A 17,611-nucleotide genomic window follows, 5' to 3' on the forward strand; every position below is an offset into this window, starting at 1 on the left:
GCAGCCCGACGAAAATCAGTAATCTGCCGACAGTTCATCTTTCAGGGAAATGAACGAATCGTAGACGCGGTCTGCCTCGGCCTCCGTCAGCATAAAACCCCGCTTTGATGCCGCGCCCATAAAGACCGGCCGGTCTTTCAATGGCAAGTCACACAGATAATTCATCGCCATTTCTAACAACCGTGATTCAAAGATTTCGTAATACAGGCCACATGAATGCCCGGCCTGCTTCTCCATCCGGGCCAGCACGACATCTGCGCGGATCACATCAAAGGCATTTGAGGAATTCAGGTTGCGGACAAAACCGTCAGTACGGAGCACACTGGTTTTTTCCCCATATCTTTCAGAGCGTTCCTGAGCGGCGGTTTTGACGTTGACGTTTTGTGTGTTCATGCTGCTTTCCTTCCTGGGTGGTTGATTTATCTCTCGTCGGATCCTTTCGCGGCAAAAAAGCTGACGTAGCGACGGCGAACGGGTGACAGCAAGGGCGCCGCTTGCGGCGTGCACTTCACCCTTGCGGGCAACCGGGCGACGGTGCTACAAAAGCGGCCGCGTAAGGGCCGATGAGAGATAACCACCGGTGAGATGAGCAGGAACACACCCGACACGGCGACACGCCGGGGCGTCCTCAGCGTTCGTCGCCAGGTGACGAACAGTTAAAGCGGCGCCGGCATCGCCGGCAGCAAGCGCATGCTGTTGACCTTGGTGTTGTTGATGTTGGCTTTCAGACCTTAGCCGGCAGGCCCGAAACCGCTACGCGGGTTCGGCGAGACTTGGCGACCGCACGCGGGCGACTAGTCGAGTAGGGCTCGATGGCTGGGCGCTTGCGACCGGCCACCGGAGGAAGCTCATAGGAGGTTTGGGAAAGGTATTTTGATAGGCGCCGGCGATCGGCAGATCACCGGCTTTGTTTGAAAGATTCATTCCTGTAAAGCCACTCCACAACAAGCTGTTTTTCTTTAAGAAAAAGAAGCATGTTAATTGCGGTGTAAACGGCCGCCGGAGGATTTTGCTCACCGCGGGACCACTTCCCGTAGGTGTTGTAATGCACACCCTTTTGTTGTATTCATAATCGCGTAATTTTGATGCATCTGCCTGTGCGGCAGTAAAGTGTTGTTGTTAACTCAGAATTTCTAAGCTGCCTGTACGGCAATATTCAAGCTACATATTCACTTTGTGTAATAACGCTTCCATCGTACTAAATCTGAACCGCGTAAATCTGTAGGGTATCCCTTACTACTGAACCATTCAGCAAACTCTTTAGCTTCTTGTGCTTAGGCACATCTGTTCACTTAAGACGTTCACTGGCCAGCTGGTACACATCGCCACGCTCACGTTTGCCGACGGCAACCACCGCGATAATCAGGCAATCGTCGATCACTTCGTAAACCAGACGAAACCCCGAGGCGCGCAGCTTGATTTTGTAACACCCCGGCATCCCCCGCAGTTTTGCTGACGGAATATGCGGGTTCTCGCAGCATTTTTTCAGCTTTTTGGCGAACTGCTGCTGCAGCGCTTTGTCCAGCTTGCCCCACTCTTTCAGCGCCGACTCACGAAATTTGACCGTATACGTCATGCGAACTGATCCAGATCGATATCAACCAACGCTTCGCTACGTCGCTCATTAACCAATTTCACCAGCTCCTGATCATCGAGGGCATCGAGCATTTGCTCGTATAGCGCCGCCGGCACGCAATAAAATTCTGGCTTATTGCGGTTCAGTATGGCCACCGGAAAACCGGCGCCGGCGCCAACGGTTTCCATTGGGTTTTTCTTCAGCTCGCTGATGCTCGCACTTGTGTCACTTAAAATGATATTTGGCATGGTATCCTCGACTCAATAAGACCGCTTAACAGGTCTTATTATACCATCAAAAAGACCTATTAACAGGTCTTTTGATATAATATCATCCAGCTGGTCAGTTATACGAGTGCTCCACCGCCATCTCTTGCGCCAGTCTGTAACGTGCATGCTCCCAAGCGCGCTGACCGATTTCCCCGAAGTCACGCTGTGCAACCCGTTGCCCTCTGACCCAGTATTGGATCATTTCGTAGGCAACTCGCGGTTTGTCCGGCTGCTTATAATCAGCCCCGCAGCTTTGGACAAGCTCAGTCATCCGGCCGAAAATCACATAGAGCGCCTGCTCCAGCTCGTCGGGTGACGTGCTGCTTTGCGCATACAGATCATTCAGGTCGTCTAAATAGCAAAACTCCATTTCCAACGCTCGAACGGCGGCGGGATATTGCACGCCGGGCTTTACCCACGGTGCCGAGGCTTCTGGTTCGCACAATCCCGCCGTTTCATATCTTTCAGAGTGTTCCTTCGTGGCGGTGTTGACGTTGATGTTGACGTTCTGTGTGTTCATGCTGTTCTCCTTCCTGGGTGGGTTATCGATCTCTCGTCGGAACCTTGCGCGGCAAAAAAAGCTGACGTAGCGACGGCGAACAGGGACAGCAAGGGCGCCGCTTGCGGCGATTCATCCTCCCTTGCGGGCCCAGGGCGACGGTGCTACAAAAGCGGCCGCGTGAGGCCGATGAGAGATAACCCCAGAGGGATGAGCAGGAACATACCCGACACGGCGAAACGCCGGGGCGTCCTTAGCGATCGCCGGCACAGCGGCGAACAGTGAAAGTGGCGCCGGCATAGCCGGCTGCAAGCGAAGGGGTTTGTACCTGGCTTTCAGACCTTAGCCGGCAGGCCCGAAACCGCTATGCGGGTTCGGCGAGACTTGACGCCCGCGCGCGGGCGACTAGTCGAGTAGGGCTCGAGGGCTGGGCGCTTGCGACCGGCCACCGAAGGAAGCGCCAGCTGGCGTATTGTTGTTTGCAGCTGTTGGCACCATATTCAAAACATGGGAAACGCCGAATCCAACCAAGAAAAGGCCCGATGCTACCCCACGGCTTAACCACACAGCGAATCACTTTCACTAATGAATGGACATAGCACCGAGAGGATATGATTCATAACGCACGTAAAGGGGCCAAGCCAATAATCAGGCAAGAAAAAGGCGCCGCCAGGCGCCTTGTTATTATTATGCTTTCTTTTTGGCCTGTTAAAACACCGGTCATTACCTTGATTTACGCATCAATATCAATTCACAAAAGGCTATCACTACGAGTGACACCATCACCGGGAATGCCCATGATTGCCACGTATCACTGGCCCGAGCAATAACAGGAACCTTATCCCGAAGCAGTATTTCCAATAAATAGTATGCTCCGAGTCCCAAAATCCACTCAATCATGATTAATTTCATAGTATTATTTCCTTATTAATAATCGATGAGTTTATTGACAACAGCAGCCTAATCACCGCTACCGCCATCCCTATTCATCAATAGTTTCAATGGGAAGGAAACCACCGAACAAAAAACGCCCAAATACATCAATATACTGGACAACTGAGAGGCCATCTCACCCATTCCACTAACAACGTTTGAAAAAGGCGATTTCAGAGGTTCTTCTGGTGTAAACTCCGCTCCATAAAATGCGTTAAATACAATAGATGTCAAAATAAAAATCAATCCAGAATACAACAAACTAACATTGCATATTGCGCTTAAATGTTTATGAATTTTTTGAAACGCACCATTTTTTGCCTGTTTTATCAGGAAAACAATACCACATGACATCATCAAAACTATCGCAATAACCCCAAGCATATTAACCTCCAGAATAATTTATTTTACTAACTCTCGACATTCACTACATTAACTTTATTTAGGCATCACAATCAAATGCCCGTAACTTGTTATTGTGTCACTAACCGCTTCTTACAGTCGGTTAGCAGCACATCAGCCGATTGGGAATTCGGGCATCATTATCAGCCCTGTCAGCAGCGGATAAATCGCTGTTGATCAGACTGACCTGTAGACAATTTTCCCAGAATGGTCTCGCTGACCAGAGGTAGCAATCTAGTTCGGCAAGGCATGGGAATCGACTCGTCCACGCCTGTACCAACCCGAACAAGTCACAATCCGCTATTCCCTGCTGCTTAGCACGGCGTACCCAGCGATTAAGTTCCCCCGGAGTGATGAATGCAAGCTCTATCTCCGCCTGTGCTTTACGCACCTGGTAACGACGCCGTTTATGCTGTCGGATGTTGTCATCGATGCGCGCCTGCCGGGTGTGTTTCATCGTCAGCCGATGCTCGAACCGCTGACGGCGGCGGCGGTTCACTTCTGGAAACAGCGTGTCGCGAGTGTCGCCGGGCAACGGGGAATAACAGTGCTCTCCCCTGCTGGCGATAAGGGTGTCGAGCGCGTCCATATAGTCTTCTTTGCGCGTGGCATGGCGGCGATCGCCGGGCTGGTAGGTTACATCAATCATGCGAAGATCCTTGGCTGAAAGTGTGGGCCGTCCGGTTAACTGGCGGAAAAACGCCATAGCATATGGGTAGACGGGCAACCGTCTGCCCGCTTCACGCCGGGCTTCGACCTGCGCGATGGCCTGCCAGACGGCCTGCCGATACGGGTGCCACGGCACCAGAGCGAGATGATTTGGGATCACAGGCAATGCCCTCCCATCCGCAACGCGACTGCCAGCTTTTCCGGCCGCCAGAAACCTAGCCGGTAATAGCCGACCACGGTATGCAGCACTCTGTTTATCGTGGCCGGCGTGAAACGTTCATCCAGATACAGCCACGCCAGCGACTGACCGCTGTCGAACGGTAGCGCCATTGACCAGTTCGGTACCTCTGCGCCCGCGCTGCACAAATACAGCGCCGTCGCCTCATCCCCTTCCGGGCTTATCCGGCACACCACCGGCACGCACCCGCAAAATTCACACCCCTCTTCCGCCACCACGCGCCAGCCTTCCGGCACCGCCAGTTGACTCAGCACCGCGTAGTTGAGCATTACCCGATACTCCCTACCCCGATCTCGGTATTGTTCCAGTTCGTCGGCGCTCATCGACTCAAGTTTTTCCAGATTGAATGTATTTTTCATCTGTCTTTTCTACCGCCCTCGGGCGGCAGCTCCTTTGTCAGTTAGGCGGCAGCGCCATCGTCAGCGTCAGTATCATTGGCGTTTGCGGAACTGGCAGCGGCATCCGTCCGGTTTTCCGTTTCAGCCTGCGGCTGCGGTGCCATGCAGCTCGGCAACCAACCGGTTTCGCTCAGCACCGCAGCAGCTAACTCAGCGGCATCTTTACGTTTCATGCCCTCGGCATCTTTGGCCTTCCCGGTTTCACCGGCGCTATTAAGAGCATCAACGATCTGGTCTTTGCCAATCCGCGAAAAATAGTTGTCACTCGTCGGCTTCCACCATTCCCCGATCTGGAAATCGAGGGCTTTTTCTACCGAATCCAGCTTGGTGCCAACCCGCTTATCCTTGAGATAACTGTCTCGGCCATCGAGGCCGTGGGAAACGCAGTATGCCAACAACCCGAGAACGTCACCCTGTGACCACGCCAGCAGCCACTCAAAACTTTCGCTCCAGTTTTCAGGAAATTGGTTCAACCAGCTCTCATGCATCTCGTTCAGTTTCAGGTTAGCGATGCCATTCACGCTGCCAGCCTCTTCTGACTGGGATAAGCAGCCGCTGCGCATGCTTTCTACAGAGGTGTGCAACACATAGAAATATCCCGCGTCGAACACCCGCCGTGCCAGCGTGAACGTATGGAGTGCAATCGCGACGTTAGTGTTCTGCGCCAGCGCCGCAGATACTGCCAAAGTACGTTCGGCGGACAAACTTGCCACCAAAACTTGGGAAAGTCCTTTTTCTGACGGCGGGGTGTTCTTTTTGATTTCTTCGCGGTTGGCTTTTTCTTGTTGCTTGATGTCTTCTACTTTCATCAAGCCGCGTTGAATTTGGATCTGGCCATCTTTCAGGTAAGCGATTATGCCCGCCTTGACACGAACTTCTGACGGCCATTGGTTGAGTTCTGCAGCTGCGTTTATTTCGTTGATACGCGCTTCAATCTGCTCAACGCGCGGCGCATGTTCCCATTCTTCGTCTGTATCGAGTCCAGCAGTATCAAACATGTCATCCAGCAATTCTTGCTCGGCGAGCAGCTGATCCATTTCTGCCTGCTGCTCGCTGGTCAGCCTCGTGGTTACCCAAGGGATCTCGAATGTCTTCTCATCGTCGGTATAACGTTGCGCCTCACGAGTACGGCCAACCGACCATGCCCACCCTTCATTTTTCGCCACATCATCCGCCACCGCTTGCAGCTTGGCGATCGCCAGCGTTTCCAGCATCAATGGGTCGGTTAGAATGACATCGTCAACGAACATCTCCTCGCGGATCTCACCACCTGCTGCTTGATAGGCGTCAATCCCAACAAAGTTAACCAACTGGCTGTCTGCGGCCGAAACCTCGTCGGCCAGCACTATTTTTCGTAACGCCTTTGGTGTGCGGAAGTGGTCGTCATATTTACCTTTATCCCATGCCTGAATCTGGCGCAGATGATCATCCGTCGCGCCCAACGCCGCCAGTTGGTCAAAATTGATTTGATTCGCTTTCAGCAGCTCCAGCAGCGCAGGGGCTACGGTAGTCAATTTCAGGCATTTTTTAACATGCAGGGTGCTGAAGCCGAGGATGGCAGCGATCCGTTCGGCCGGGGTTCCGTTATCAGCCAGCTTACGCATATTTTCGAGCTGATCGGCAGGTTGCAGATTGGTGCGGCGCACGTTCTCCGCGACAGAAATCGCATAGGCATCCTGTTCATCGACGACTAAAACAGGAACGATAAACTCCGGCGTTACCAGTACGCCAGCAGCTGAACGCCCTTGCACCATCAACAAATCCATGCCAAGGCGGCGGGTCTCACCGGCGGCCGCACCGTATCGGCCATCCGCCATGCGGTGTACGACGAGGTTCTGCAACAGGCCGGTGGCCTCAATGCTGGTTGCCATCTCCTCGATCTCGTCCTGAGTGCGGGGGGTAATACGCGCATTCTGATCCGTAAAGGTAATCTCTTTGAGCATAAGATTTTTACGCTCGGCATTGGCCAGCGCGGCTTCAACAAACTTCGCCGCTGCGGTTTTGGCTGATGCAGCCTTGGCCGGGCTTTTCTTGGCGGTTGATTTTGGTTTTGCAGGTGCTTTAGTATCGATGTCAGACATGTGATTTCTCTCCAATAGTTATTACTGTCAAACCGGTCAGATTGGCGTCCAGACCGGCGGTTAGGAGCAGGGGCAACCCTGCTTTTTACTGCCCTGCGCTGATCACCCAGTGCGTCAGGTTCATTTCATCGCTGGCGACGACCGGAACCCCCTCGACCAGCCAAACGGCCAGAGAGTCAAACTCCCCTTGATCGATGACCAGATACTCAGCATCAGCCGGTACGGACGGTGGCTCACTCGTGCCGGTTGAACGGCCACCGCAGGCGCGCTGCACAGCGAGAAACAGCTCATACACCTGCTGGTCAGAACGTCCGCCGTTTTTCAGTGCTGATGCTGCTGTAGGCTTCGTTGTCGCGCCTTTGACGTTTTGTTGAGCCATGTTGAAATCCTCCGTGGGGTGATAACTGATGCCGCTGTGAGTATTCGCCGTCGCAATAAACTGATTCAGCACGGCGAAGAGCGGCACCAAGGGGCGGAGACAAAAAGTTTTTTTGACCGAAGGGAGAAAAAAGTTTTTGGCTGAGTTCATACACCCCTTGGTGTTTAAGCGAGGCGTTGTGCTGTTATCAGTTGCGGCGGGAAGACTTACTGCGGCTAAGCACCCTGGAAGGTTGAACACGGATCAACCCGACACAGCGGTCGCGGCAGCGAACACTGGGGCGACCTTAGCGCTCGTCGTCCAAACGACGTGCAGTGAAAGCGACGCCGGCAGCAAGCGCGGGTGTTGCCGTTGGCGTGGAGACCCTAACCGACAGGCCGAAACCGCTTGCGGGTTCGGCGAAACCTGACGCCCGCATGCGGGCGTCTTGGTTGAGTAGGTCTGCTGGACGGTCATTCGACCGGCCATTGCCCCAAGCCCTCGTGTTTTTTCTCTCTCCCAACCTTGCCCAAATATCCCGGTAATGTGATGTGGTATGGCAATACAAGGGTGGCCAACCGCTACTTTCCAAACCCTGTTCTTATAAACAAGCAGTTATTCCTTTTAAAACCAAAAGAAGTTTTCCTTTTCATAATGGATACCCTTCATCATTTTTTCATACCTGTAGCGGCTCGCGTTTGAAAACCCCCATGCTCGCGTTTATCGGTTTTTTTGGCTCACATTAACTGCAAATGAAAATCTCCTTATGCTCACATTAACTGCCACTGTGCTCGCGTTTATCTTTTCATGCTCGCAATCATCCTTCCCGTGCTCACAATACCTGCAATCAAAATTCACCTCCCGACGCCACCAATCGTTCTTTTTGGGTATACCACAACAAGACAAAGCCATGAGACGTTTTTCACGTCTCATTAGGGTTGTTTTTAATGTAACCTCGTGTTAGGTTTTGTCCATCTAGAGGCAAATGAGACATTTCAAGCAAATATGGCCGTTATGTATGGGTATGCCCGCGTTTCAACCAACGATCAGGATCTGGCCCTGCAGACACAAACCCTGCGTGATGCCGGCTGCGAAATTATTCGCGCAGAAAAAGCCAGCGGTGCCAGCCGAAAGGGGCGTTCCGAATTGCAGCTGTTGCTGGACTTCCTGCGGCCTGGCGACACCCTTACCGTCACGCGGATCGACCGCCTCGCCCGCAGCATCAAAGACCTCCAGGACATTGTTTTTGCCCTGAACCTGAAAGGCGTTACCCTCAAGGCGACGGAACAACCTGTCGATACGCGTACCGCCGCTGGCAAAGCCTTCCTCGATATGCTGGGTGTTTTTGCCGAATTTGAAACCAATCTGCGCCGTGAACGTCAGTTGGAGGGGATCGCGGCGGCCAAAGCGCGCGGTGTCTACCGCGGCCGCAAACCTTCTATCGATCCGGCCGAAGTGCATCGCCTCTATGTGGACGAAAAAATGGGAGCAACCGCCATCGCCCGCAAGCTTGGGATTGGCCGGGCATCGGTCTACCGGGCTCTGGATGCTTATGGACAGCCGGCGTAAGGTTATCCCAGCGGATTCGTTGCTGCAATTGCGGCAGCGGCTTGATCGCCTGCCCCCCAAAAGCCCTGAACGGGCCGCTCAGATTGCGTCTGTCGCCGACCTGTACGGCGTTTCTGCCACCACGGTTTACCGGGCTCTCCGGCGTGACCTGAAACCGCATGCCGCCCACCGCCGCGATTATGGCAAATCCAGGGTGTTATCCACCTCGGAGCTGGAGCTGTATTGCGAGATTATCGCAGCCCTGAAACTGCGTACCACCAACAAGTCCGGTCGTCACCTGTCGACGTCCAGAGCGATACAATTACTCGAAGAGTATGGGGTCGAGGTTGGCCAGGGGCTGATCAAAGCGCCGCCAGGATTGCTACGTCGCCAGACGGTGGACCGTTATATTTCGCGGTTTCGCCTCGACCAGTCCCGTTTATTACGGGAGCCGCCGGCCGTCAGGTTTCAGGCGGAATACAGCAACGACTGCTGGCAGTTCGATATGTCCCCGTCCGATCTCAAACATATCGAGCGGCCAGAATGGGTTGATCCCGCCAGAGGCGAGCCGACGCTGACGATATTCAGCGTCGTGGACGATCGTAGTGGCATCACCTATCAGGAATATCGGTGCGTTTACGGTGAAGACGCCGAATCGGCATTACGCTTTCTGTTTAATGCCATGGCACCCAAACCCTCCATTCCTGATCCCCATATCCAGGGACGCCCCAAGATGCTGTATCTCGACAACGGCCCCGTTGCCAAAAGCCGGGTATTCAGTAACGTGATGCGGGAATTGCATATTGACTGGCAGACGCATACCCCTGCCGGCAAGGACGGCACCCGCACCACGGCGCGGTCCAAAGGTAAAGTCGAGCGTCCTTTCAGGACCGTCAAAGAGGCGCATGAAACCCTTTACCACTTCCATAAGCCGGAAACCGAGCACCAGGCCAACGAATGGCTCTGGCATTACCTGACGCAGTACAACAACCAGCGCCACCGCAGCGAGAAGCACTCCCGCATCGAAGACTGGGTGGCGAATTTGCCGCCAGAGGGGCTGCGGGACATGTGTACCTGGGAGCAGTACCGCCGCTTTGCCCGTGAGCCGGAGTCTCGTAAAGTAGGGAGTGATGCTCGCGTGACGGTCGACGGCACCGTCTATGAAGTCGAACCGGATATGGCCGGCGAAACCGTTATTCTGCAGTGGGGCCTGTTTGACGACGAGATGTTCGTTGAGTTCGAACATGAAACATGGGGCCCCTATTTCCCGGTGTCGGGCCCGGTTCCCCTGCACCGGTATCGGGCATTTCGGCGGGGGAAAACGGCCGAGCGGTCAGATCGGATCCATTCCTTGGCCATCCAGCTGAATGTCCCCATCAGCGCGCTGTCCGGCAGTGAGCTTCAACTGGTCAACAATCCCCAATCCGGCGACGAATTAAAGCACCAGCCGTTTGATATCACGGAGTCTGAATACGTCTTTCCGACGGTTATCGCCGCGAAACTGGCCATTGCCGATGACCTGGCAACGCCGCTGGCCAAACTCTCGGACGACAACCGGGCATTTATCGATGACGTTCTGGCGCAAACGCTGATCCGACGCGAGGTCCTTGCCCGGATCAGAGAACACTTCCGCAACCGATTATCAGGAGCAGACCATGCGGGTTGAGGTAATGGAGCATTATGGGCTGACTCAGCCTGTTGCACAGGCCGGATACTATGAAACTGCCCACCACAGGCAACTTATCAAGGATATCCGGGGTGCCATCGAAGAAGGTCGTCTGGTTGCCGTCTGCGGCGTAGTGGGCAGCGGCAAAACCGTCACGTTTCGCCGACTGCAGCAACTCCTCAGAGAGGAAAAGAAAGTCATCGTGGCCAGGTCGCTGTCGGTAGAAAAGCAGAACATCAAGCTGGCCACGTTGATTAACGCGCTGTTTTACGATCTGACCCAGGACAAGGTGGTCCAGATCCCCAAGCAGGGCGAACGTCGTGAGCGGGAACTGCAGAAACTGGTCAAGAAGGGCAAACGCCCGGTGGCGCTGTTTGTCGATGAAGCGCACGACCTGAACGGTCATACGCTTATTGGGCTCAAGCGGCTGATGGAAACCGTAGAAGACGGTGGAGGACGATTGTCGGTTGTGCTGGCCGGTCACCCCAAGTTGCGTAACGATCTGCGCCGCCCGACCATGGAAGAAATTGGTTACCGTACCGATATCTTTACCCTGGACGGTATCACCGGCAGCCAGCGGGAATATATTCACTGGCTGCTCAGTGCCTGCGCGGAACACGGCAAACCGGAAGATATCCTGACGACCGAAGCCATTGAACTGCTGGCTGAGAAACTGCGCACGCCACTGCAGATCCAGCTGCATCTGACGCTGGCCATGGAAGCCGGTTATCAAACCGGAGAAAAGCCGATAACGGCATCGCTGATTGAGTCGGTCCTCTCGCGGCAGCTGAACGACCTGGAGCCGACCCTGACGCGTCACGGGTACCGTCTGAAAGAGATGGTGGAACTGTTTGACGCGAGGCCGGCGGAGATCCGGGCCTTCTTCAACAATCAGCTCGATCCGGTTAGGTCGTCTGAATTTCGTGACCGGCTACTGGCCATCGGGCTGCCAATATAATCCTCAATCTATCAGGTATTTCTATCTTTTTCCTGTAAAGGGAAGAACGAGCAAGTGCGCTATACAATTAATTGATAAACAAAGGATAAAATTATGAAAAAAACACTCATTGCACTATTCCTAGCAGGCTTGACCACATCCGCGTATGCGCAAGATGAACTAACCATCAGTAAACTGGCGGCAGATCAGGATACAAAGGCGGAGTTTCAGAAAATGGCGTCTAACCAGCACTTGCCCAAATGGGTAACTCAGGGGGGAACAAACTCTCAGGGCCAGAAAGTCAACATCGCAGGTAAACAGTATCTGGTGCTGAATTCATGCAAACCGCATGATTGTGGTTCACAGCGGATCGCAGTGCTTTACGCCACGGCAACGAAGAAAATAGCGGGTGTTTTCTCCACGGTAGATGAGAAAACAGGTAATGAAAAACTACAGTGGTTAAACATACCTGATGATTTGTCGATTGATGGGAAGACAGTCCTGCTCGCTTCACTGACAGGCAGTCTTGATAATCACCCTGATAGTTTCAATTATAAATAGATGGCACACCTGGTGGGGAAATTTTCCCCACCATCATATTCCCCCGATAATCCCACACCGAGGTAGATTTTGATTTGCAGTTATTGTGAGCACGGGAAGGATGATTGCGAGCATGAAAAGATAAACGCGAGCACAGTGGCAGTTAATGTGAGCATAAGGAGATTTTCATTTGCAGTTAATGTGAGCAAAAAAAGCCGATAAACGCGAGCATGGGGGTTTTCAAACGCGAGCCGCTACACCTACCGGACGCTGCTGGACACATGACGAACTGACGCAGTTGATGACGCTCTGCCGCGCCCATGGCGTGACCGTTATCTCTGACGAAATTTGGGCAGACCTGCTGCTGCCCGGGCAGACGTTCACATCGGTCCTGCACCTGGATAAGGACTGCCAGGAACAGGTGATTGCTGCTACCGCGGCCAGCAAAACGTTTGGATTGTCGTCACTGCGGATCTCGAATTTCCTGATCCCCAATACCCGGATGCGAGGGGCGTTCATCGATCGCCTCAACGCCCATGGTCTTGATGTCTTTAATGCGCTGTCGATGACGGCAGCCACTGCGGCTTATCAGCACGGCGAGGCCTGGCTTAACGATTTGCAGCGCTATCTGGCTGAGAACCGGCGCTGGTTTGAGCAGGCGTTAAGCTATGCCGCGCCCTGGTGCAAAATGCCCCGGGCGGAAGGCACTTACCTTGCCTGGCTGGATTGTCGCGCCCTGGGGTTGGATGAAGATGCCTTACAACAGGCATTGATCCACACATCGAAGATCCCGCCCTCGATGGGCCGCAGCTTTGGCTCCCAGGGGAAGGGGTTTATCCGCATCAATCTGGGCTGCCCTCGTCAGTACCTTGAAGACGCAATCAGAGGGTTGGCCAAACTTACCCCTTAAACAACAGGCACCCGACGGCGCAGACCACACAACTCGGGGCCGGATAATGATGATAGTTAGTGCCCAGCTTTGCGTGGGCACACTCAACACCAGGGAAGTCATTCAGGGCCCGCATCGACCAAACATAGGTTCGAGCGGGTACTGACCATCAAGGAACTGTCAGACCACTGACAGGCCGCGGACCACTAGATGGAAGGCTAAAATGGCTGCTGTTGAGACTGCACAATTTGCGCGTTACTTTGAATTATTCCCCGAGTTAACGCCGACACAAGCAATGACCTGTATCCTGTACTCCATGGGATTGGCCATCACGACCATTGCAGACCTGCGCGACGTCTCACCAGAGACCGTGCGTAAAGTGCTGCAGGAGGCGCGTCAAAAACTCGAATTATCCAACCTGGTTGCCGTCACCAGCGCCGTCCAGGTGAGGCTCACCATGGCCATGATAGGCCTGCATATCGACTTACGAGAGGAAGGAATCAAAGTTGCCTGAGTGGGAATATTAGCCGGGAAAAAGAAATACATTGGTAATTCAATGCAAATACTTGTGTATTACATTTGTATTGCTATAATCTGCACAGGTGACGAAGTTACATCCGCGTCAAAACGTAATACAATAGTATTTCATTTAGAGGAAGATTCCGATGACAGAAACTCCTGTGCAGTCCATCCTCACGCCGCTGAGCAACACGGTGGCCAGTATCATCGCCATCATGAACAACAAAGGCGGTGCAGGTAAAACCTCCACGATCACTAACCTCGCCATGACGCTTGCTCAGGCAGGCCGTCGCGTGCTGCTTATCGATGGGGATCAGCAAGCCAACTCAACCGAGGTGATGGCCAACGGCAAAAAATACTATGCGCAATATGGCCATACCATCTGCGACCTATATAACAACCCGCGCTTCAATATTTTTGATGCCATCATTCCGGCCGTCAGCGGCGAAGAGGTGATCGATAACCTGTTTATTATCCCATCAGATCCGTCGTTTGAACGCGTTATGGAAAATTGCCTGACACGTCATCACCGGGAAAAGATCCTGTTTCGTCATCTGCAGCCCGTGATGGACAGGTTCGACTATATTCTGATCGACTGCTCACCCGGTCTGAACCTGTCGACCACCAATGCAGCCTTTATGGCCGATCACGTGCTCATCCCGGTCGATGGCGGCAGCTTCGCCCTGACGGGGTTAGATGTGGTTCTCGATTACCTGGACGAGATCAGGGAGACCCGCTTTACCCAGTTCAGCGTATTCCGCAACGAGTACAATGGCGCCAAGAAGAAAATGAATACCTATCTTCACGATCAGCTGGCCAGCAACGATCGGACGAAGGATAACTACCTTAAAACCCGCATCCGCGCCGATGAGAACATCTCACAGGCACAGGTAGCCTGCGTACCGCTTTACTTTTATAACAAGGGCTCACTGGCCCTGAACGATTACCGCGCGCTGATGCGTGAACTCGAAACCGTCTTATCGAAAGAGGCTGCATAAATGGCTAAAGGCCCCCTCACCCGTCCCGCGATGGTCAAACCGGAACCTGTCCAGGGCGAGACTAAAACCCGCCTTTCCAACGTAAAGGTTAACCGGAACAGAACGACCAGCGAGAACCCGAAGACCATCCGTATGACGCCGGCAGAAAAAGTCATGTGCAGCGAGCTGGTCGATGAGATCCAAGACCTGACCACCAAGACCATCACGGATTCGACGGTGTTACGCGCCGCACTGTACCTGGCCAAAGAAGTTGGCCCGGAGAAAATGCTGGAGATGATCAAAGAGTACCTGTAATACAGATGAATTACACAAGTAATCTTTGTGAATTACATTAAGGAGAGAGAACGATGAGCGCTATCGTGACCGTCACCACCGAGTTAACCCAAAGCCAGGCGCTGGCACTGGCGCAGTTCGTCAAGCGCCTGACCTGGTCAGAAATTCAAGCTTGTGCTGTCGATGAAGACGAGACATATGAGATGAGGGATGCCGTAAACCTCCTGCAGAAGTCGCTGGCCGAAGCGGGTTTTAGCCCACGCTGAAGTGATAACGTAGTCTTTATGTAATACATAAAGACTACGTTTAGCAGGGCATCGGTGTTATGAGGTGCACCACGTGTTCTGACAGAGCGCCCTATTCAGCCGGGAAATGAATTACCGTAGTAATACATATGTAATCATTTTGAATTACACAGAGGAGCTGGGAGTGTGAACACTGTAGAGAAAATTCTAGACAGCATAGGGCTGAAAGCCCAAGAGCTGAGTTCGCTTGGCCAAACGGATAGCCTGATAGTTTGCCGTATTTTTGAAGCGGTGCAGGAGTACGCAATGTATCGCGATAGAAACCCAGAGTTAGAGATAGCGTGTGAACAGATCCTGTCGGTGATCAGAAGCCACCTGAACCAGAGTGTGATCAGATAAAAAGGTAACGCCAGCTCAAGGCCATCGATGCCGAACTGCGGCGCCGTAAACTTTAGGACTTCCGCCCGCCGGCATCACGACAACGTTAGTCCGCTCCCCCGAACGTCATTTTCCTCTTACTTTCTCCCCGCATGTAACCGAACAGGTAGAGTGTTTCGCCGGCGAACCCGCGGCCGCCGATCGCCGCCAGCCCCGTTCCCGCCTGACGCGCCGATCAAGCAGTGGACTTTTTGGCTATCGCCCGGCCCATCTTGTCTAAAATAGGGTGGTAACAACTTTCGCTCATTTCGAATTTTGTTACCTCAGCCTCGGTGCATCGGCGATTTATTCCCGTGGCGTCCGGTCTCCGGGGCTGTCAAAATAGACGACATCGGCAAGATTGCGCTACGTGAAAAATTTATAACGGGCAAGGGCATTACCCAGCAGATTTTTCACAGCGCACCGATGTAATACATCTATATTTCAATTTAAAACACCGCCAAGGTAAAGCGAACATCGACAGCCGGCCAGGCACTGGTCACATGCCGGCGCCCAACACACCGATGGCGATCGCCCAGTCTGCCGGGGATCACCTGCGGGTAATGTAATCCAAGAGAATTACACATGTAATACAAAAGACATACAGAAACATTATTCAGAGGGGGGAACCATGTTGATGACCAGCAGCGATCGGCCGGTTGCCGTGACACAGTACGAGACTGCACTCGCGCTGCGGCGCATGGCGCTCCTGCAACCTTACCTCCCTAAATACCTGCTGGCGCCCGAGGTGGCGGTGTTGCTGCATTATCTGCCTGACGAGCGGCAGCGCATGTTGTATGCCACGTTGTGGAACACCGGCGCACGCATTACCGAAGCCCTGACGTTGACGCCGGAAGATCTGCAGCTCGAGGGACCTCGCCCCTGTGTTCGGCTGCGCACGCTGAAACAGCGCCAGCGGGGCAGGGGACGGCCATCGGCAGATGAAAAGATAGCCCGGATAGTGCCGCTGCTCGATGCCGGCTACGTCGATCAGTTGCACCGGTTCCTGGCGACATTCCGCCCCGGCCGGCGACGCCCCTTGTTTGACGTCAGCAGGAAAACAGCCTGGCTGTGGCTTCAGCAGGCCGTCGCGCGCGCCAGGGAGGAGGGGATTGAATTTGCGCTGCCGGCCATTAATCCCAAGACGCTCCGGCACAGCTTTGCGATGCACCTGTTTTTCAACCATGTACCGCCGAAAGTGGTGCAGACCTACATGGGCCATGAACGTTATGAAAGCACGGAGGTGTACCTGAAGGTGTTTGCACTGGACGTGGCGCCGCAGCTGGGAGTGACGTTCTCACTGGATCACCGCGAGTATACGCACCTGCTGATGCAAAAATAGAATACCAATGTATTACACTGGTAATTCATAATGATGTGATAATGTATTACATTATATGTACTGAAGCCGATGATAAGCGGGCTTTTATCCCGAGCAAGAACGTCGGTGCCACCTGTGTTAGCATGACGGCCATCCGTTATTTCGTGTGTCAGGATCATCCGGGAGAGTCATGTTGGGAGAGTTTAAGACGTGAAAATTGATGAGGTGGAAAAATGGCGTCCTTTCACCGATGCGGAAGGGTACACCTGGGACCTTTCCTTTCTTGACGCCCACGAAGTGATCTATACACACCGCTGCGAGGGTAAGGCGGACAAGGTCTATAAATTCATCGTCTCCTACTCGTTTCACTGCTTTTGCAAAGATTACCCGGAACAGAGCGAAGAGGAGAAGCGGGCGCTGATGTATCACTCGCCTAAAGAGTCACGTCCGTTCTGCAAAAACCGCTACGGCCTGGCGCAACGCTACCTTAAAGACATGATACTGTCGTTGGATCGCCAGCGAATTATCCATGCCGGCTATGGCAGCTATGCGGTGATCGAGGCATTGAATGACGAGGGCGAGCGCTGCTATTACCACGTCCCCTTCAAAGCGTTCCGGGAACGGAAGAAACTCCGAATACACGTGACCAGCGCCTATGCGGTTGATGCCAAACCAGGGGGAGGGAAGGTGGGTTTCTTTGTTATCGCCAGCAAGCTGTTGGCCGGAAAGCCGTTACCACACCCCTGAAATAACAAAACCCACCTTAAGGTGGGTTTCGCCAGAGAGAACTCTGGTATTCAGAAGCGCCTTTACCGGACTTGGCCTGACCAACTTG

At 53.5% G+C, this 17,611-nt stretch carries 21 protein-coding genes and 1 pseudogene; 12 read left to right on the plus strand and 10 right to left on the minus strand.

Annotated features, from left to right (window positions below):
• Positions 1 to 15: 15 nt before the first annotated feature.
• From QDT79_RS24425 to QDT79_RS24470, 10 genes are all read right to left on the minus strand, one after another.
• Positions 16 to 393, minus strand: a complete 378-nt coding sequence (locus QDT79_RS24425) for a hypothetical protein (RefSeq protein ID WP_308317212.1) — start codon at positions 391 to 393, stop codon at positions 16 to 18.
• Between the two features lie 895 nt (positions 394 to 1,288).
• Positions 1,289 to 1,576: a type II toxin-antitoxin system RelE family toxin gene (locus QDT79_RS24430; protein ID WP_004929861.1), complete on the minus strand. Its 288-nt coding sequence runs from the start codon at positions 1,574 to 1,576 to the stop codon at positions 1,289 to 1,291.
• Positions 1,573 to 1,824 carry a type II toxin-antitoxin system Phd/YefM family antitoxin gene (locus QDT79_RS24435; protein ID WP_128884964.1) on the minus strand — a complete coding sequence of 84 codons (252 nt, stop codon included), beginning with the start codon at positions 1,822 to 1,824 and terminating at the stop codon, positions 1,573 to 1,575. The genes QDT79_RS24430 and QDT79_RS24435 overlap by 4 nt, the downstream gene beginning before the upstream one ends.
• Positions 1,825 to 1,918: 94 nt before the next feature.
• Positions 1,919 to 2,365 carry a dehydrogenase gene (locus tag QDT79_RS24440; protein ID WP_197763275.1) on the minus strand — a complete coding sequence of 149 codons (447 nt, stop codon included), beginning with the start codon at positions 2,363 to 2,365 and terminating at the stop codon, positions 1,919 to 1,921.
• Between the two features lie 702 nt (positions 2,366 to 3,067).
• On the minus strand, positions 3,068 to 3,256 hold the full coding sequence (locus QDT79_RS24445) for a hypothetical protein (RefSeq protein WP_197848534.1): 189 nt from the start codon (positions 3,254 to 3,256) through the stop codon (positions 3,068 to 3,070).
• Between the two features lie 48 nt (positions 3,257 to 3,304).
• Positions 3,305 to 3,661: a hypothetical protein gene (locus QDT79_RS24450; protein ID WP_197763352.1), complete on the minus strand. Its 357-nt coding sequence runs from the start codon at positions 3,659 to 3,661 to the stop codon at positions 3,305 to 3,307.
• Between the two features lie 121 nt (positions 3,662 to 3,782).
• Entirely contained in the window at positions 3,783 to 4,508 is a 726-nt protein-coding gene (locus QDT79_RS24455) for a plasmid SOS inhibition protein A (protein WP_308317213.1), read from the minus strand.
• The gene (psiB, locus tag QDT79_RS24460; protein ID WP_308317214.1) at positions 4,505 to 4,945 is read right to left on the minus strand and encodes a conjugation system SOS inhibitor PsiB; all 441 of its coding nucleotides are present in this window, start codon (positions 4,943 to 4,945) and stop codon (positions 4,505 to 4,507) included. Before psiB ends, QDT79_RS24455 begins: the two co-directional genes overlap by 4 nt.
• Before the next feature lie 41 nt (positions 4,946 to 4,986).
• Positions 4,987 to 7,065: a ParB/RepB/Spo0J family partition protein gene (locus QDT79_RS24465; RefSeq protein ID WP_308317215.1), complete on the minus strand. Its 2,079-nt coding sequence runs from the start codon at positions 7,063 to 7,065 to the stop codon at positions 4,987 to 4,989.
• Between the two features lie 85 nt (positions 7,066 to 7,150).
• Positions 7,151 to 7,594: a hypothetical protein gene (locus QDT79_RS24470; RefSeq protein WP_308317216.1), complete on the minus strand. Its 444-nt coding sequence runs from the start codon at positions 7,592 to 7,594 to the stop codon at positions 7,151 to 7,153.
• 843 nt (positions 7,595 to 8,437) lie between these two features.
• On the opposite strand from QDT79_RS24470, the gene QDT79_RS24475 reads away from it, so the two are divergent.
• From QDT79_RS24475 to QDT79_RS24530, 12 genes and pseudogenes are all read left to right on the plus strand, one after another.
• The gene (locus tag QDT79_RS24475) at positions 8,438 to 8,992 is read left to right on the plus strand and encodes a recombinase family protein (protein WP_172906448.1); all 555 of its coding nucleotides are present in this window, start codon (positions 8,438 to 8,440) and stop codon (positions 8,990 to 8,992) included.
• Positions 8,976 to 10,637 carry a DDE-type integrase/transposase/recombinase gene (locus tag QDT79_RS24480; RefSeq protein WP_172906447.1) on the plus strand — a complete coding sequence of 554 codons (1,662 nt, stop codon included), beginning with the start codon at positions 8,976 to 8,978 and terminating at the stop codon, positions 10,635 to 10,637. The genes QDT79_RS24475 and QDT79_RS24480 overlap by 17 nt, the downstream gene beginning before the upstream one ends.
• Positions 10,627 to 11,595, plus strand: coding sequence for an ExeA family protein (locus tag QDT79_RS24485; RefSeq protein ID WP_172906446.1), 969 nt, complete (start codon positions 10,627 to 10,629; stop codon positions 11,593 to 11,595). Before QDT79_RS24480 ends, QDT79_RS24485 begins: the two co-directional genes overlap by 11 nt.
• Before the next feature lie 93 nt (positions 11,596 to 11,688).
• On the plus strand, positions 11,689 to 12,135 hold the full coding sequence (gene ivy / locus QDT79_RS24490) for an Ivy family C-type lysozyme inhibitor (protein WP_172906445.1): 447 nt from the start codon (positions 11,689 to 11,691) through the stop codon (positions 12,133 to 12,135).
• Between the two features lie 238 nt (positions 12,136 to 12,373).
• A pseudogene (locus QDT79_RS24495) lies at positions 12,374 to 13,024 on the plus strand (aminotransferase class I/II-fold pyridoxal phosphate-dependent enzyme); the annotation flags it as partial.
• A 202-nt stretch (positions 13,025 to 13,226) separates the two neighbouring features.
• Positions 13,227 to 13,517, plus strand: coding sequence for a helix-turn-helix transcriptional regulator (locus tag QDT79_RS24500; RefSeq protein ID WP_172906443.1), 291 nt, complete (start codon positions 13,227 to 13,229; stop codon positions 13,515 to 13,517).
• 151 nt (positions 13,518 to 13,668) lie between these two features.
• Positions 13,669 to 14,520 carry a ParA family protein gene (locus tag QDT79_RS24505; protein ID WP_172906442.1) on the plus strand — a complete coding sequence of 284 codons (852 nt, stop codon included), beginning with the start codon at positions 13,669 to 13,671 and terminating at the stop codon, positions 14,518 to 14,520.
• Positions 14,521 to 14,814, plus strand: coding sequence for a hypothetical protein (locus QDT79_RS24510; RefSeq protein WP_172906441.1), 294 nt, complete (start codon positions 14,521 to 14,523; stop codon positions 14,812 to 14,814). It begins immediately after the preceding gene.
• Between the two features lie 53 nt (positions 14,815 to 14,867).
• Positions 14,868 to 15,059: a DUF7706 family protein gene (locus QDT79_RS24515; protein WP_089186946.1), complete on the plus strand. Its 192-nt coding sequence runs from the start codon at positions 14,868 to 14,870 to the stop codon at positions 15,057 to 15,059.
• A gap of 165 nt (positions 15,060 to 15,224) precedes the next feature.
• Positions 15,225 to 15,437, plus strand: a complete 213-nt coding sequence (locus tag QDT79_RS24520; RefSeq protein ID WP_172906440.1) for a hypothetical protein — start codon at positions 15,225 to 15,227, stop codon at positions 15,435 to 15,437.
• Between the two features lie 649 nt (positions 15,438 to 16,086).
• Positions 16,087 to 16,797, plus strand: coding sequence for a tyrosine-type recombinase/integrase (locus QDT79_RS24525; RefSeq protein ID WP_172906439.1), 711 nt, complete (start codon positions 16,087 to 16,089; stop codon positions 16,795 to 16,797).
• Between the two features lie 189 nt (positions 16,798 to 16,986).
• Positions 16,987 to 17,523, plus strand: coding sequence for a YjaZ family protein (locus QDT79_RS24530; protein ID WP_094141490.1), 537 nt, complete (start codon positions 16,987 to 16,989; stop codon positions 17,521 to 17,523).
• Positions 17,524 to 17,611: the final 88 nt, after the last annotated feature.

This window comes from Serratia marcescens, assembly GCF_029846115.1.
In the GTDB taxonomy this organism is placed as follows: domain Bacteria; phylum Pseudomonadota; class Gammaproteobacteria; order Enterobacterales; family Enterobacteriaceae; genus Serratia; species Serratia marcescens_L.